Origin of the sequence: Actinopolyspora lacussalsi (genome assembly GCA_030803735.1) — a bacterium.
GTDB lineage: Bacteria > Actinomycetota > Actinomycetes > Mycobacteriales > Pseudonocardiaceae > Actinopolyspora > Actinopolyspora lacussalsi.
Genome location: JAURUC010000001.1, coordinates 3,104,032 through 3,119,925, shown reverse-complemented (window position 1 = coordinate 3,119,925; position 15,894 = coordinate 3,104,032). Strand labels below are relative to the sequence as shown.

At 68.4% G+C, this 15,894-nt stretch carries 13 protein-coding genes; 12 read left to right on the top strand and 1 reads right to left on the bottom strand.

Annotated features, from left to right (window positions below; all coding sequences use genetic code 11):
• Positions 1-29: 29 nt before the first annotated feature.
• Both J2S53_RS13885 and J2S53_RS13880 read left to right on the top strand, forming a co-directional pair.
• Positions 30-1,127, top strand: a complete 1,098-nt coding sequence (locus J2S53_RS13885) for a UDP-N-acetylmuramate dehydrogenase (RefSeq protein ID WP_456242790.1) — start codon at positions 30-32, stop codon at positions 1,125-1,127.
• A gap of 81 nt (positions 1,128-1,208) precedes the next feature.
• Positions 1,209-2,267, top strand: a complete 1,059-nt coding sequence (locus tag J2S53_RS13880) for a hypothetical protein (protein ID WP_456241315.1) — start codon at positions 1,209-1,211, stop codon at positions 2,265-2,267.
• A 316-nt stretch (positions 2,268-2,583) separates the two neighbouring features.
• Here the strand turns inward: J2S53_RS13880 and J2S53_RS13875 are convergent, their stop codons facing one another.
• Positions 2,584-3,363: an SDR family NAD(P)-dependent oxidoreductase gene (locus tag J2S53_RS13875; protein WP_456241314.1), complete on the bottom strand. Its 780-nt coding sequence runs from the start codon at positions 3,361-3,363 to the stop codon at positions 2,584-2,586.
• Positions 3,364-3,517: 154 nt separating this feature from the next.
• Between J2S53_RS13875 and J2S53_RS13870 the strand changes: the two genes are divergently transcribed.
• The 10 genes from J2S53_RS13870 to proC all read left to right on the top strand — a co-directional run bounded on the left by J2S53_RS13870 (position 3,518) and on the right by proC (position 15,645).
• Positions 3,518-4,702, top strand: a complete 1,185-nt coding sequence (locus J2S53_RS13870; RefSeq protein WP_456241313.1) for a L,D-transpeptidase — start codon at positions 3,518-3,520, stop codon at positions 4,700-4,702.
• Between the two features lie 323 nt (positions 4,703-5,025).
• Positions 5,026-6,324: a D-inositol-3-phosphate glycosyltransferase gene (gene mshA, locus J2S53_RS13865; RefSeq protein WP_456241312.1), complete on the top strand. Its 1,299-nt coding sequence runs from the start codon at positions 5,026-5,028 to the stop codon at positions 6,322-6,324.
• An 81-nt stretch (positions 6,325-6,405) separates the two neighbouring features.
• Positions 6,406-6,933 (top strand): type III secretion system chaperone family protein, encoded by a 528-nt coding sequence (locus J2S53_RS13860; RefSeq protein ID WP_092976850.1) that lies wholly within the window; start codon positions 6,406-6,408, stop codon positions 6,931-6,933.
• Positions 6,934-7,608: 675 nt separating this feature from the next.
• On the top strand, positions 7,609-8,358 hold the full coding sequence (locus J2S53_RS13855; protein ID WP_092926117.1) for a phosphoglyceromutase: 750 nt from the start codon (positions 7,609-7,611) through the stop codon (positions 8,356-8,358).
• Positions 8,359-8,740: 382 nt separating this feature from the next.
• Positions 8,741-9,985, top strand: a complete 1,245-nt coding sequence (locus J2S53_RS13850) for a sensor histidine kinase (protein WP_456241311.1) — start codon at positions 8,741-8,743, stop codon at positions 9,983-9,985.
• A complete protein-coding gene (locus tag J2S53_RS13845) occupies positions 9,982-10,668 on the top strand; it encodes a response regulator transcription factor (RefSeq protein WP_092926115.1) in 687 nt (228 codons plus the stop codon). Before J2S53_RS13850 ends, J2S53_RS13845 begins: the two co-directional genes overlap by 4 nt.
• 407 nt (positions 10,669-11,075) lie before the next feature.
• Positions 11,076-12,065: a Ppx/GppA phosphatase family protein gene (locus tag J2S53_RS13840; protein ID WP_456241310.1), complete on the top strand. Its 990-nt coding sequence runs from the start codon at positions 11,076-11,078 to the stop codon at positions 12,063-12,065.
• 60 nt (positions 12,066-12,125) lie between these two features.
• Positions 12,126-13,676 carry a hypothetical protein gene (locus J2S53_RS13835; protein WP_456241309.1) on the top strand — a complete coding sequence of 517 codons (1,551 nt, stop codon included), beginning with the start codon at positions 12,126-12,128 and terminating at the stop codon, positions 13,674-13,676.
• A 180-nt stretch (positions 13,677-13,856) separates the two neighbouring features.
• Positions 13,857-14,714: a sugar phosphate isomerase/epimerase family protein gene (locus J2S53_RS13830; RefSeq protein ID WP_456241308.1), complete on the top strand. Its 858-nt coding sequence runs from the start codon at positions 13,857-13,859 to the stop codon at positions 14,712-14,714.
• A gap of 100 nt (positions 14,715-14,814) precedes the next feature.
• Positions 14,815-15,645 carry a pyrroline-5-carboxylate reductase gene (gene proC / locus J2S53_RS13825; protein ID WP_456241307.1) on the top strand — a complete coding sequence of 277 codons (831 nt, stop codon included), beginning with the start codon at positions 14,815-14,817 and terminating at the stop codon, positions 15,643-15,645.
• Positions 15,646-15,894: the final 249 nt, after the last annotated feature.

Below are 15,894 nucleotides of genomic sequence, written 5' to 3'. Positions count from 1 at the left end.
TTACCGTGACGACCGTGACCTCCAGCTCGATGTCCGAAGGCGGTGCCGTGGAGGCCACGGCTTCCGCCGCCCCCAGCCGTTCGCTGGCCCGACACACCACCCTGCGGTTGGGTGGCCCCGCGGCCGAACTCGTCACCGCCACCGACTCCGAACAGCTGGTCGAGCTGGTGCGTACCGCCGATCGTGCCGGAACGCGGCTGCTCGTGCTCGGCGGTGGTTCCAATCTGGTCGTCTCCGACGAGGGGTTCGACGGCAAAGCGGTGCGCATCGCCACGAGCGGAGTCACCTACGACCGGTTGGGGGACGGTCTGGTGCGGCTCACCGCCGAAGCGGGCGAGGACTGGGACGACGTGGTCGCCGATACGGTCCGTCGCGGCCTGGGCGGTCTGGAGTGCCTCTCCGGGATTCCCGGCCTGACCGGTGCCACCCCGGTGCAGAACGTGGGGGCCTACGGGGTGGAGATCTCCGGACCGCTGATATCGGTGGATCTGCTCGATCGTCCCACCGGTGAGGTGCGCACGGTGCCCGCCGAGGAGCTGGGGCTGAGTTACCGCAGCAGCGTGCTCAAGCGCACGGATCGAGCGGTGGTGCTGCGAGTGCGGTTGCGGCTGCGGGAGGACGGTCTTTCCGAACCCGTCCGCTACGGCGAGCTGGCCGGTGAGCTGGGAGTGGACCCGGACGAGCGTGTCCCGGTGGAACGTGCCAGGCAGGCGGTGCTTCGGCTTCGCGGCGGCAAGGGGATGGTGCTCGATCGCGGTGATCACGACACCTGGAGCGCGGGCTCGTTCTTCACCAACCCGATCGTGGGAGCCGAGCACCTGCCCGGCGTGTTGGAACGCATCGAGGAACGGGTGGGGCAGCAGCGCATTCCGCGTTATCCCGCCGCGGACGGCGCGGCCAAGCTGTCGGCCGCCTGGCTGATCGAACGCGCGGGTTTCGCCAAGGGCTACGCCGGTCCCGGCGGGCGGGTGGGACTGTCCACCAAGCACACTCTGGCGTTGACCAACCGTGGTTCGGCCACCACCGTGGATCTGCTCAGCCTCGCGAGTGAAGTACGGGACGGAGTGTGGGACGCCTTCGGCGTGTTGCTGGCTCCGGAACCCGTATTGGTGGACTGTCTGCTCTGATGCGGACCCGACACACTCCACTGTGTTGACTTTAAGTGACTAATTATCACCCTGCGTGTTAAATGGTGGGCGGAGGCTGCCATGATTAGCGTCAGGGAAGCACACGACCGGGCGGTTATTCGTCCGATCAAGCGTGCCGTGGAGGATCAGCTGCTGGATCTTCCAGGCGTGGGGATAGTCGACATCGGCGAGAAGCGGACGTCCGGCCGTCCCACCGGACAGCAGGTGATCATCGTTTCCGTCGCACGCAAGAAACCGATGGAGCGGCTCGAGGTCGGCGAGTGCGTGCCGCCCATGATCCTCGGCATCCCCACCGATGTGGTGGAGGAACGGGTGTTTCCGCAGCACGCCCACTGTTCGCTCGACGAACTCGTTCCGGCGGTGGTCCCAACGCCGGCCGCCACGGTGTTCGGCGGGGTGGGGATAGCGCCATGCCGCCCGGTCGTACTCGGTCCGGCCAGTTCCGCCGCCGAAGGCCGGTACCGGGGTCGGGAGCAGTACCGGGGCGAGGGCGAGTACCGGCGGATCGGAACACTGGGAACCCTCGTGGCCGGACGGGGCTCGGCCGTGCTCACCATGGGACTGACCACTTTCGACGTGGCCTGCATGGACGATGCCTGGTCGGTGGGCGACGCGATGCTGGCTCCGCAGACCGGCCGCTGCTACGCCGAGCTCTCGCGCGCGGCGTTGTCCGGGAGGGTGGACGCGGCGGCGGTCATGATCGACGAAGCGTTCGACTGCTGTCGCATGATCCCGGGGGTGGGCTCGGTCACCGGTCAGGGGGTCGCGGCGGTCGGGGACACGGTGCGCAAGAGCGGGTTCGGCACCGGAATCACGCGGGGTTCGGTGGCTTCCACCGACGCCACGCTACGGATCGACCACGGCGACGCGCTGGGCGTTCGGACCAGCCGTGAGCAGCTCAGAGTGGTCACCGCCCGCGAGAAACCGTTCACCGGTGCCGGTGACGCGGGGGCCGTGGTGGTGAACGGCGAGGGCGGCGTGGTCGGCCTGCACACCGCAGGCAGTGCGGACGGCCGTACCGGATTCGCCTGCCCGATAGCCGATGTGCTCGCCGAACTGGACGTGAAGCTGGCGGTCACGTTCCGCAGACTGCGCGCCCACGACCGGCCCGCCCGCTGAAGTTCGGACGTCGATTGCGCCCAGGCGGTTCTTGGGCCACCGGGGCCGGAAATCACCAACGCGCAGCGCCGAATCACCACTCCCGCGGACCGCGCTCCGGCTGCTTAGCAGGCCAAACTCCCACCACCCTCGCAGCCAGAGCTCCCACCACCCTCGCAGTCGGCACCGCCGCGGGTTCTCGCGTGCGGCTCTCGCGAGGAAGGCCCGACGTTGTGTAGGTCGCTACCCGATGTCGGGCCTCCCCGCAGCGAGAGCCGTGCGCGAGGTTCCGCCAAGTGATCACCTCGGCAAACCGGGCAGCCGACTTCCTCCCGGTTCAGGTGCGGTGGGCACGCGTGGCGGATGCCTGGTCTCTCGGCTTCACCACGATCTGGTCGAGGTTGACGTGTGCCGGTCGCGTCGCCGCGAATGTGATCACGTCGGCCACGTCGTCGGCGACGAGCGGTGTCAGGCCGCGGTACACGGCTTTCGCCCGTTCGGTGTCGCCGTGATACCGCACCTCGGAGAACTCGGTTTCCACGAGTCCCGGGGCCACCTCCGTGAACCGGACGGGCTCGCCGAGGTGCTCACCGCGCAGGGTGCGGTGCAGCGCGGCCTCGGCGTGCTTGGCCGAGGTGTAGCCCGAACCGTTGTCGTAAACTTCCAGGGCCGCCACCGAGGTCACCGTGATCACGTGACCGTTCTCCGAGGCGACGAGCTTGGGCAGCAGCTCCTTGGTGAGTCGGAGCGTTCCCAGCACGTTCGTTTCCCACATCCAGCGCCAGTCGTTCTCGTCGGCCTCCGCGACCGGGGCCGATCCCTTCGCGCCGCCCGCGTTGTTGACGAGGATCCGGCAGGTGGATACCTGTTCGACGAAGGAGTTCACCGAGTCCTCGTCGGTGACGTCGAGCGGCAGGGCGGTGCCGCCTGTCTCCGCGGCCAGTTCGCGGAGCCGCTCCACTCGTCGTGCGCCCAGGATCACGTGGAACCCCTCGTTCGCCAGGCTGCGCGCGGTGGCCGCTCCGATCCCGGAACTCGCGCCGGTGATCACTGCCACCTCTCGATCACTGGCGATGACGGATCGGTTACTCGTTCCCGCTGTCGACTCTGTGCTCACGTTACGATTCTCCCGTACGCGGGATGTGTTTCGCCCGATACGGGGACAGTGTGATGCAGCACACTGTGCCGCGCGGGCATCCTGGGGAGGCAACCAGGCGTCCCAGGTAACGAGAAACGGAACACATGTCCATTCGCGATGGATCGAGGTAGGAGTGTCCACTAGGGGAGACGGTTCGCGTGGGTATTCGTCGAAGGGCGCGCTCGGTGCCGTGACGGCGGCGTTGTTGCTGCTCTCGGGCTGTGGCGGCGGTGCGGCGAATGTCACGGACTCCGGAGGCGACGCGCAGAGCTCCGCGCCGGAACCGCAAGTGTCACTGCGGCCCACCGACGGCGCGACCGGGGTCAACCCCAAGGACTCGATCAAGGTCTCGGCTGAGCACGGGAAGTTGCGTGACGTTTCACTGGTCAACTCTTCGGGTGAAGAAGTCGAGGGCAAGCTGGTGAACAACGACTCGGACTGGAAGGCCACCGAGCCGTTGGGCTACGGCAAGACCTACGAGTGGTCCGGCGAAGCGGTCGGTTCCGGTGACCAGAGCTCTCGGGTCGGCGGCGGTTTCCGCACGGTCGACCCGGGAAGTGTGGTGCGCGCCACGATCAATCCGATCGACGACAAGACCGTCGGTATCGCGATGCCGATCAGCATCAAGTTCGACGCTCCGGTGGAGAACAAGGCCGAGGTGCAGCGTGCGCTGAGCGTCGATCCGTCCGAGGACGTCGAGGGGTCGTGGGCCTGGTTGAACGACAAGCAGGTCGACTGGCGCCCCAAGGAGTACTGGCCCGCCCACACCACGGTCAAGGTCGACGCCCCGCTCTACGGTCTCGACTACGGCGGCGGCAAGTACGGCAAGGCCGACCTGACGACCGAGTTCGAGATCGGCAGGTCGCAGATCGTCAAGGCCGACGTGCGGGGGCACCGGCTGCGGGTGGTCCGCGACGGTGAGCGGATCGCCAGCTACCCGGCCAGCTACGGCCTCGACTCGGTCCCGGACCGGCACACCCACGACGGCACCTACATGGTCATGGCCAAGAACCCGGTCGAGATCATGGACAACCCGAAGTACGGCTACACCGATGTGAAGAAGAAGTGGGCCGTGCGCATCTCCAACCACGGTGAGTTCATCCACGAGAACGAGCAGAACCGTGCCAACATCGGCAGCCGCAACACTTCCCACGGTTGCGTGAACCTCACCAACGCCGACGCGAAGGACTACTTCGACAGCGCGATGATCGGGGATCCGGTGGAGGTCAGCGGCTCCGGGACCGACATGCCCGCGAAGTACGCGGTCTACGACTGGATGCTGAGCTGGGACCAGTGGCAGGACATGTCCGCGCTGTGAGCCGACTCCGCTCGCGTGGCGGGTGCCACATCCGCCACGCGGTCGGGCCGGAGCTGCTCGACCGGGGCGGTCCGACCGGTGCCCCCGGTCTCCGATGTGTCCTGAAGCACAGTAGCGTTGTTCGGCCCTACCGTGCCGCCGAGCCGAAAATCAGCGATTTTCGCCGGTCAGCTTCCTGCTGTTCGGCTCGCGGTGCCCGATCGGTCCGGAGTGGGGCGGCGAGCTCCCGCCCGGGTGCCGGAATGTTTCCGGCGGGTTGTGCGTCGTGACCGCACGGGCCCGAAGGTCTCGGGTGTGCACGACGAGCTTGCGATGAGCGTTAGATGACTTCCAGCAGACTTCAGACTCGCCCTCGGCGTGTCGCCGTGTTCTCGTTGCATACGTCACCGCTGGAGCAGCCCGGGACGGGTGATGCCGGTGGTATGAACGTCTATATCGCCCAGACGGCGACCAGAATGGCCCGATTGGGCACCGAGGTGGAGATATTCACGCGTGCCACATCCTCGGATGTTCCACCGGTCGCGGAACTGGCTCCCGGCGTCACCGTGCGCAACATCGTGGCGGGGCCGTTCGAGGGACTGGACAAGAACGATCTGCCCGCGCAGCTCTGCGCGTTCGGAGCGGGCGCGCTGCGCGTGGAGGCGCGACACGAACCGGGCCACTACGACATCGTGCACTCGCACTACTGGTTGTCCGGACAGGTCGGCTGGTTGGCGCGGGAACGCTGGGGCGTCCCGCTGGTTCACACCGCGCACACCCTGGCCAAGGTGAAGAACGCCTCGCTGGCCGAGGAAGACAAGCCCGAGCCCAGGGTGCGGGTGGTCGGCGAGGAACAGGTCGTCGCGGACGCCGACCGGCTGGTGGCCAACACCGACGCGGAGGCGCGGGAACTGGTTTCCCGCTACGACGCCGCTCCCGAGGAAGTGACGGTGGTGCCGCCGGGAGTGGACCTGGAACGCTTCACTCCGGGGGACGTCGGTGCGGCACGGGAATCGTTGGGGATCGAGCCCGACGCCCGCGTGCTCGCCTTCGTCGGCAGGGTCCAGCCGTTGAAGGGCCCGGACGTGCTGTTGCGCTCGGTCGCCGAACTACTGGCCCGTCACCCGGAGCTCCGCCCCCGGTTGTGCGTGCTGCTGGTGGGAGGCCCGTCGGGAAACGGGATGGAACGGCCCGAGGCCATGCACCGGCTGGCCGAGTCACTGGAGATCACCGACGTGGTGCGTTTCCTGCCCCCGCAGCGGGGCGGGGAGCTGACCGCCGTCTACCGTGCGGCGGATCTGGTGGCGGTGCCCAGCTACAACGAGTCGTTCGGGCTGGTGGCTCTCGAAGCGCAGGCTTGCGGCACACCGGTGATCGCCGCGGCGGTGGGAGGGTTGCCCTACGCGGTGGCGGACGGTGTCTCGGGGAGGTTGGTGGCAGGTCACGATCCGGTGGACTGGGCCGACGTGTTGGCCTCGTTGCTCCGTACCCCCGAGCTGCTGGCCCGGTTGGGCGAGGCGGCCCCCACCAACGCGGCGGGTTTCTCCTGGCAGCGGACCACCGAGTCGTTGCTGGACACCTACGCGCGTGCCCGGCGGGACTTCCGTGAAGCGCCCGTGCCGTTGACCGGGTTGTCGGCGTGACCGGAACCGCCGGAGTACCGTTCGGAACGACAGCGCACGGTGCCCCGGTGACCGGTTGGTCAGGACTCGACGAGGAGGACGATGAGCGCTACGACACGGGACTCGCTGGATCGGGTTATCAAAGCCACGCTCGACAGTGGCGAACTCGAGTACGAACACCCCGAGACCGGTCGGTTCTTCGTCGCCCTGCCGGGCAACAAGAAGCTGCGCACGAACTGCTGGCTGATCGTCACCGAGCACGCCCTGCTCGTCGAGGCATTCGTCTGCAGACAGCCGGACGAGGCCCACGAGGAGTTCTACCGCTACGTGCTGCGGCGCAACGCGCGGCTCTACGGGGTGCACTACACGGTGGACAGCGCCGGTGATCTCTACCTGGTCGGCAGGACCGCGCCGCACGCGGTCACGAGCGAGGAACTGGATCGGATACTCGGTCAGGTTCTCGACGCGGCCGACGGCGACTTCAACGCCCTGCTGGAGATCGGTTTCGCGACCGCGATCAGGCGGGAGTGGGGCTGGCGCGAATCCCGTGGCGAGTCCTTGGCGAACCTGCGTGCCTTCAGCTCGCTGGTGGAGCGGGAGGGAGCGCTTCCCCCGATGTCCGAGGGATAGGAAGTTCGTTTCCCGGAACGGGGTGATCGAGCCGTTCCGGCGGTTGCCCCTCGAACCGGATCCGAACCCGGCGCGGGGACGGCTCGGGAGAGAGGGGGAGTCACGAGCTCGAGCCGTCCCCACGCGGGGGTTTCGCTGTGCCGGGCGCAGTAGGCGGGGAGACCCTGGCCCGGCAGGCACGACCCGACGGGGGAAAGCGGGCCGTACTCCTACTCCGGCGGGATCGGGGAGTGCGTGGGAGCCGATCACGCCAGAGCGTTGCCAAACTTCGCAGAGTCGGGCTGATGACCACAAGGCCATTAACCTGCTCTATTCGAGTGAAGTTTGAATTGAAAAGTAACGCTGTGAAGCCCCTTTGTCGCTAGTTCACACTAAGATGTGATGAGTAACACTTTCGAGGGAACAAAAAGGTGGCAGAAAAATAACTGTCCGGTTTCGGTGGCCCTTTCGTTCCTCGTCAGGAGGTCGGACAGTGCGTTTTCGGGGAAGTCCCCGAAAGTGGATCGAAATTTTCCGTTCGTCTCGCGAACTGCCCCGTGGGGCTTTTCCGGACGTGCTGTCGACCGGTGGTGCCGTTCGATGTGCCCGCCTCGGCCCCCTAGCGGGGTCGCTTCCGAGTGGTGGATCCGACGAGCACGGGTCATCGCGGCCGCGCGCGACGGATAGCCTGGCGACATGACTGCTGTCGGGACTCTTGTACTGCTGCGCCACGGTGAGAGCACTTGGAACGCGCGGAACCTGTTCACCGGCTGGGTGGACGTTCCGCTGTCGGAGGACGGTGAAACCGAGGCACGACGTGGGGGTGAGCTGCTCGGCGAATCCGGCCTGCTGCCGGACGTGCTGCACACCTCGTTGCTGCGCCGAGCCATCAGCACCGCCAACATCGCGCTCGACGTCGCCGAACGCCACTGGATCCCGGTGCGCAGGCACTGGCGGCTCAACGAGCGTCACTACGGAGCTCTGCAGGGCAAGAACAAGAAACAGACCATGGAGACCTACGGCGAGGAGCAGTTCATGCTCTGGCGCCGTTCGTACGACACGCCTCCTCCCGAGATCGACCCGGCGGACCCCTACAGCCAGGAGGGGGACCCGCGCTACGCCGACCTCGGGGACGAGATGCCGCGCACCGAGTGCCTCAAGGACGTGGTGGCGCGGCTGCTGCCCTACTGGGAGTCCTCGATCGTCCCCGACCTGCGTGCCGGGCGGACCGTGCTGGTCGCCGCGCACGGCAATTCGCTGCGCGCCATGGTCAAGCACCTGGACGGGGTCTCCGACCAGGACATCGCCGCGCTCAACATCCCCACCGGCATCCCGCTGCGTTACGACCTGGACGAGAACCTGAACCCGGAGAACCCGGGCGGGACCTATCTGGATCCGACGGCGGCCGAGCAGGCGGCGGCCTCGGTGGCGAGCCAGGGGCGCTGAGCCCTCCGGGACCGCTGAACTCCAGGGGGCCCGAGCCCGGTGTCGTGGCTCGCACGGGGCGGTCGTTCCGACGTCCGTCATCCGGGGTGGCCCGCCACGGTCGGTCCGGGCGGTGATACGCCGAGTGAGCGGGATCGCCGCCCGGTTCGCCGACCGTGGCAGCGAGCCGGTTCTTCGCGCTTTCGATGTCATGCTTTCGAAGGGGAGCGGAAGCGGGCATAGCCGCGTGTGACTGACCGAGACACGCGCTGTCCTCGCGTTGAACAGCGGGCCACTCGAAAGTGACATGAGGATGAAAAACTTCACTTTCGAGTGTCACGGGCGTCACTGAATGGCCGCATACTATGGCCCACCCCTGCCCCCGCTTGCTTACGATGCGGTTGTGACCGCATTGGGCTATAGCGCCCTGTTGATCGGCGTGCTGGCGCTGGGCTTGGTGGCGGGGTACCGACTCGCCGCGGCCAACGGGCGTCCCCGGCGCAACCGGCCGACGGGGCCAACAGTCGCGGAACTACTCCAGCGCTTGGTGCACACCAGTGACAACGGCATCGTCGTGCTCAACAGCTTCGGTGACGTCGTGGTGCACAACCCACGTGCGGACGAGCTCGGTTTCGTCCGGGACAACCGCCCCGACGCGCGTGCCCGCAAGGCTTCCGAACAGGCACTGAAGACCGGCAGACCGGTGCCGGTGGACCTGTCCCCGCTCAACCGGGACGAGCCGCACGGGCGCTCTCCCGCCGCGGTTCTCGGGGACGTTCGTCCGCTGGGGGACGGCTTCACCGTCGTGGACGCCGCCGACGAGTCCGAGGCGGTCCGCCTGGAGGAGACCCGCCGTGACTTCGTCGCCAATGTCAGTCACGAACTCAAGACCCCCGTCGGCGCGCTGGCACTGCTGGCCGAGGCCGTGCTGGACGCCGCCGACGACGCCGAAGAGGTCAGGCGGTTCTCCAACAAGATCCTGCACGAGTCGACCAGGCTCGGGACCCTGGTGTCCGAACTGATCGCCCTGTCCAGGTTGCAGGGGGCCGAGCCGTTGCCCGAACTCTCCACCGTCGACGTCGACGACGTGGTCGAGGAGGCCCTCGGCCGCTGCCGCGTGTCCGCGGAAGCGGCCGGTATCGAGATCACGCTGGACGACTCCAGCGGGCTGCGGCTGGAAGGGGACCGCACGCTGCTGGTCACCGCCCTGAGCAACCTGATCAACAACGCGATCTCCTACTCGCCCGACGCGAGCCCCGTTTCGGTGAGCAGGCGGCTCCGGGACGGCTGGGTGGAGATCGCGGTCACCGATCGCGGCATCGGTATCGACCCCGCTGACCAGGAGCGAGTGTTCGAACGCTTCTACCGGGTCGACAGGGCGCGATCCAGGGCGACCGGGGGTACCGGCCTGGGACTGGCCATAGTCAAACACGTCGCCGCCAACCACGGCGGCGAGGTCAAGGTGTGGAGCAAACCGGGTACCGGTTCCACCTTCACACTGCGGGTACCCGGATCCCCGGAGGACGGGGCCGCCCGCACCACCGAAGACGCGTCAGCCGGGGACGACCGTCCCGAGGGCGATACCGATGACCGCGCGCAGCGCGGGTTGCAAGGGACGCGAACCGTCGAAACGGGAGGAGTCCGGTGACCAGGGTGCTGATCGTGGAGGACGAGGAGTCCTTCGCAGACCCGATGGCTTTCATGCTGCGCAAGGAGGGATTCACCGCATCCGTGGCCACCACGGGCCAGCAGGCTCTGGAGGATTTCGAGCGCAACGGTGCCGACATCGTGTTGCTCGACCTGATGCTTCCCGGCATGAGCGGCACGGACGTGTGCAAGGAGATCCGGCAGCGTTCCGCTGTCCCGGTCATCATGGTCACGGCCAGGGACGCCGAGATCGACAAGGTGGTCGGGCTGGAGCTGGGCGCCGACGACTACGTGACCAAGCCGTACTCGGCGCGTGAGCTCATCGCCCGGGTGCGTGCGGTGCTGCGGCGCGGCGGTGAGGCGGAGGAGCCGGCCCAGCCTGGGCAGGTGCTGGAGGCGGGACCGGTCCGGATGGATGTGGAACGCCACGTGGTCACCGTTTCCGGCGAGGAAGTCGGGCTGCCGCTCAAGGAGTTCGACCTGCTGGAGTACCTGCTGCGCAACATCGGGCGGGTGCTGACCCGTGCCCAGCTGATCGACCGGGTGTGGGGAGCCGATTACGTCGGCGACACCAAGACTCTCGACGTGCACATCAAGCGGCTGCGCGCCAAGCTCGAGCCCGATCCCACCGACCCCAAGCACTTACTGACCGTGCGCGGACTCGGCTACAAGTTCGAAACCTAGGAACGTTCGGCGGAACGGTTTTCGTAGCTGGTTACTTGGCGGAACCTCCGGCACGGCTCTCGCTGCGGGTCCGGCGACATCGGGTAGCGACCTACACAACGTCTCCGGCGTCCTCGCGAGAGCCACACCGGAGAACCCGCGGCGGTGCCGATTGTGAGGGCGGTGGGAGTTCGCCCTGCGTTGTTCCGACGCGGCGATTTCGCGAGAAATCGCCGTCCACCGGACGAAGAACCGTGCCCCACGTACACCGGGTTCTCTCGCCCCAGCAGTGCGTCGATTTCGCGAGAAATCGACGGCGCCACGAGCGGGGAGCCCGAGCTGGGAGCTGTCGGTTCGTGTCGGGAAATCCGGGTGAGTTCGACACACCACGCACCCGTGATCCCCTCGCGCACGGTAGGTTGGCCGCCATGCGCCTAGGGGTGCTCGACGTGGGTTCCAATACGGTTCACTTACTGGTGGTGGATGCGCACCGAGGTGCGCATCCCACCCCGATGACCTCTGAGAAGTCGGTGCTGCGCCTGTCCGAGCGGATCGGGGCGGGCGGAGCGTTGACCGATTCCGACATCGAGGAGCTGGTCAACACCGTCCAGGCCGCCAGGGACTCGGCCCGCGGACTCGGTTGTGCCGAGCTCATGGCCTTCGCCACCTCCGCCATCCGGCGGGCGGACAACGCCACCACCGTGCTCGAAACGGTGCGTGAGCGGACCGGGGTCTCGCTCGAAGTGCTCTCCGGGGAGCAGGAGGCCCGGTTGACCTTCCTCGCCGCACGACGCTGGTACGGCTGGTCCGCGGGCAACCTGCTGCTGCTCGACATCGGAGGCGGCTCGCTGGAGATGGCGCTGGGCATCGATGAGCAGCCCGACATCGCGGTTTCGCTTCCGCTCGGAGCGGGGTACGTGGCGCGTACCGCCCCGCTCGGGGACCCGCCGGAGCGCGAGGAAGTGAAGCATCTTCGGAACCGGCTGTCCGAACAGCTCTCGGACACCGTTGAGCGGTTCGCCGCGTTCGGCGCGCCCGACAAGGTGGCCGCGACGTCCAAGACCTTCCGATCGCTCGCCCGATTGGCCGGTGCCGCGCCGCCCGCCGCGGGGCCCAGGGTGCGTCGCACCCTCACCGACACGGCGCTGCGGCAGCTCCTGGCGTTCATCACCAGGATCTCGGCGCGGGACCTCGCTTCGCTCGACGGGGTGAGCGGAGCCAGAGCCCACCAGTTGGTCAGCGGCGGACTCGTGGCCGAGGCGACTATGAACGCCATGTCGCTGCGCGAACTGGACATCTGTCCGTGGGCGCTGCGCGAAGGTGTGATCCTGCGCCGTCTCGACCACGTCAACGGCGCCGAGAGTCCGGATGACGGCCTGGGCACACTCTCGCCGACCGGTACGGGCGATACTGGGTAACGGCCGCGCGATCGCGGAGTGAACTGGACGCGAGATCTAGCACGGGGCACGGTGGAGTCGATGAGTCGGGACAGTGGGTCCGGTGACCCTAGCCAGCGCACCGTCGCGGAACTGCTGGCCGAACACGGCGGCGGTGGGCAACGCGGCTCCCGCCGCAGGCGCAGGCGTGCTGAGGACCCGTCCGAAACGGCTCCGCAGGCGATCATCGAGCGGGTGAATTCGGACAGCGGGAGGATGCTCCCCGTCGACGCACCCGAGGCCGAGGACGCCTCGCCGTCCGAGCACGGGACGGCTTCCGGTGCGGAGCCCCCGGCTTCGTTCGGCACCGCGGCGCAACCGCCCCAGACCGCACCTCCACCGGCAGTCGGGGCGTCCCCGGAATCCTCCCCGGAACCTTCCCCGGCCCCACAACCGGGCCCCACCGTCGACCAGCCGACGCGCCCGTCGACCGACGATTCGTCGACCCCGTCGCGCAGGCGCGTCTCGGGGGCCGGGCCCCGTCGTCCCACGCGACCGGGGGCGCGCTCCGCCGAACCGGCCGCGCAACCGGATCCGGGGGACGAATCCGGCAAGTGGTCCACTCCCGCCGCCGAATCGGAAGCGACATCCTCCGCCGCCACACCACCCACAGCGGCCACACCACCCACAGCGGCCACTACGAACTCCGCGCCCCCCGCCGATGACACGGAGACGACCGCCCAGCAGCCCCCGCTGCCGGTGCGGACGCCCGGCACGAGCGGAATGAGCCGGAGAGGGCCGTCCGCTCCTTCTGACGACACGCCGCGGTTGCAGGGCACGTCCCGTGCCTCCGAGCCCGACACCTGGTCGGCCCCGGCGCAGGACGGGCCGCCCCCGGCCGGTGCCGTGCCGGACAACCCTGTGCCGGACAACCCCGTGCAGGACGGTGCCGTGCCGGACGCGGCGGCTCCGGGGCCCCCGGCTCCGAAGACCCCGGCTCCGGATACCTCGCCCGCACGGGAGGACGCCACCGAGCAGTTCCCACCTGTGCGGGGGAACGCTTCCACCGGTGACCCGGAAGTGACCGACGGTGACGGAACCGCGTTGCTGGAGTATCCGATCCCCGCGGGGTCCGTCGGGGCGGAGCCGACCGAGGCCGATCGGGACGAGACCGACGATCCCCACGGCACCGCCTACTTCGACCCCTACGAGGGCGTGGACTCGGAGTTCGGGGACTCCGACGCCTTCTACACCGGCATGGTGGACGACCCCTATGCCGATTCGGACGACTACGTCGAGGAGGAGGACGAGTACGCCGCGGAGCAGCCCCCCACCGGTATTCCGGCCGAGGACTACGAGGCCGATCGGGAGACCGAGTACGGCGGACGTTCCGCTCTCAGGGAATGGGCGATCCTCATCGCGCAGACGGTGGCCGGGCTGGTCGGCGGCGGCCTCGTGTGGATCGGGTTCCGCTGGTTGTGGAGCGAACTGCCGCTGCCCGCCCTGGCCGCGGCGCTGGCCTTCACCGGCACGCTCGTGCTGGTGGCGCGGAAAGTGCTGCGTACCGATGACCTGCAGACGATTCTGCTGTCCGTGCTTGTCGGTCTGGTCTGTACCGTTTCGCCGGTGGCGTTCCTGCTGCTCGGTTACTGACCGACCCCGAAACGTGACTCGCCGGGCCGGGGTCGTCGGGGAACCACTGGGCCCGACGGCCCCGGCGCCGGACTGGCCGCTGCCACGACGCGTTCCCGGCTACCGTGGTGACGCCGCGTACACCAGTCCGCGTCAGCACCCAGCCCTGACGGGGACACGACCAGTGAAACGGTTCCAGTGATGTCCGAACCACCACACCGGCCCGCCGTTCCAGTCGGTCTCTCCAGCGCGTCCGTCTGGCCACAGCCGGTCCGCGCCGCTTTCGAGATGGCCGCCGATCTGGGCTACGACGGGGTCGAGGTGATGGTCTGGGCCGACGCGACGAGCCAGGACGTCTCGGCGCTTCGGCGACTGGCCGAGCAGCACGGCGTGCCGGTACTGGCGGTGCACGCGCCCTGCCTGCTGATCACCCAGCGGGTGTGGTCGCCGGAGCCGGAGGAACGGTTGCGCAGGGCGGTGGTCGCCGCCAGTGACCTCGGTGCCACCACGGTCGTCGTGCATCCCCCGTTCCGCTGGCAGCGCAGGTACGCCGAGAACTTCGACGAGCTCGTCGCGGACCTGGAGGAGGCCAGCGGCATCCGGATAGCCGTGGAGAACATGTTCCCCATCCGTCCGCCGAACAGCTGGGACAGGCTGCGCGGCACCCGGGCCTCCGGGCTGTCGGCGTTCCGCCCCTCGCCCGATCCGACCGAGGTCGGGTTCCGCAACTACACCCTGGACGTCTCGCACGCCGCCGCGGCCCAGACCGACCCCCTGGAGCTGATGCGCCGCATGGGGGAACGGCTCGCGCACGTCCACCTCACCGACGGAACCGGAACTCCCAGTGACGAGCACCTGCTGCCGGGGCACGGCAGTCAGCCCTGCGCCGAGATCTGCACCGCGCTGGGGTCGGGGGGATACACCGGGACCGTCATCATCGAGGTCAACACCAGGAAGGCCAAAACCGTGGACCAGCGCGCCGCGCAGCTCGCAGAGGCGCTGCTGTTCGCCAGACTCCACCTGGAGCCGCTGCGGGACACTCCCGACTTCCAGCTGTGAACCACACCGTCCGCCGCCCCGAGACGTTCAGGATGTGGGAGAACTTCGACGTCACCGGGCCGGGAGCTGATCGAATCGCCTGCTCTGGCACCCTGACCGCATGTCGACGATCGCCGTACTCGGGGCAGGAAAGATCGGGGAGTCGTTACTCTCCGGCCTGCTCAACGCGGGATACTCCCCGGAGAACCTGTTGTTCACGGAGCGGTACCAGCAGCGTGCCGAGGAACTGACCAAGCGATACGGCGTGCGGGCGACCGACCTGCCGACCGCGGCGCGGCAGGCCGACGTGCTGGTCGTCTCGGTCAAACCGCAGGACATCGAGCCGCTGTTGGACGAGGTGGGCGAGCTCGTCACCCCGGACAAGCTGGTGGTAACCCTCTGCGCGGGGCTGCCGACCTCGATGTTCGAGCGCCGGTTCGCCTCCGGCACTCCCGTGGTGCGGGTGATGCCGAACACGCCGATGCTCGTCGGTGAGGCCATGAGCGCCGTCTCCGGGGGAACCCACGCCACCGAATCGCACCTGGACCTCGTGGAGGGGATGCTCGGCAGCGTCGGCCGGGTCGTGCGGATTCCGGAGGACCAGCAGGACGCGGTCACCGCGCTGTCCGGTTCCGGGCCCGCCTATTTCTTCTACCTGGTCGAGGCCATGATCGACGCCGGGATACTGCTCGGATTGCCCCGCTCGGTGGCGGCCGAGCTGGTAGTGCAGTCCGCCGTCGGCTCGGCCACGATGCTGCGCGAGGGGGAGGGGCACCCCGTGATCATGCGGGAAGGGGTGACCTCGCCCGCGGGTACCACCATCTCCGGGGTCCGCGAGCTGGAGAAGCACGGTGTCCGGGCGGCGTTGATCGACGCCGTCGAGGCGGCCCACTCCCGCTCGGTGGAGCTCGGTGCCAAGCACCGGCAGCGGACCGACTCGGACGGAGCCTGACCCGCCCGCCGTCCCGCCACGGTACGCGGGGCGGCGGCGAGAAGCGGAACCCCTCGTCGGAACGCGCTGCTCCGTCGTGATCCCGTTTTCGCTCGTCCATCGCGTGTCGTAACGGCACTGACACGCGGTGGTGACGCGATCGCGGTTACGATCGTCACCGGGAGCCGGTGCTCCGCGATGTTCCGAGACACCGGTCGCCCCGGTTCTCGTGCGTTCGGCGGTCTCACGGTGTGTTCTGAGATGTGTCGT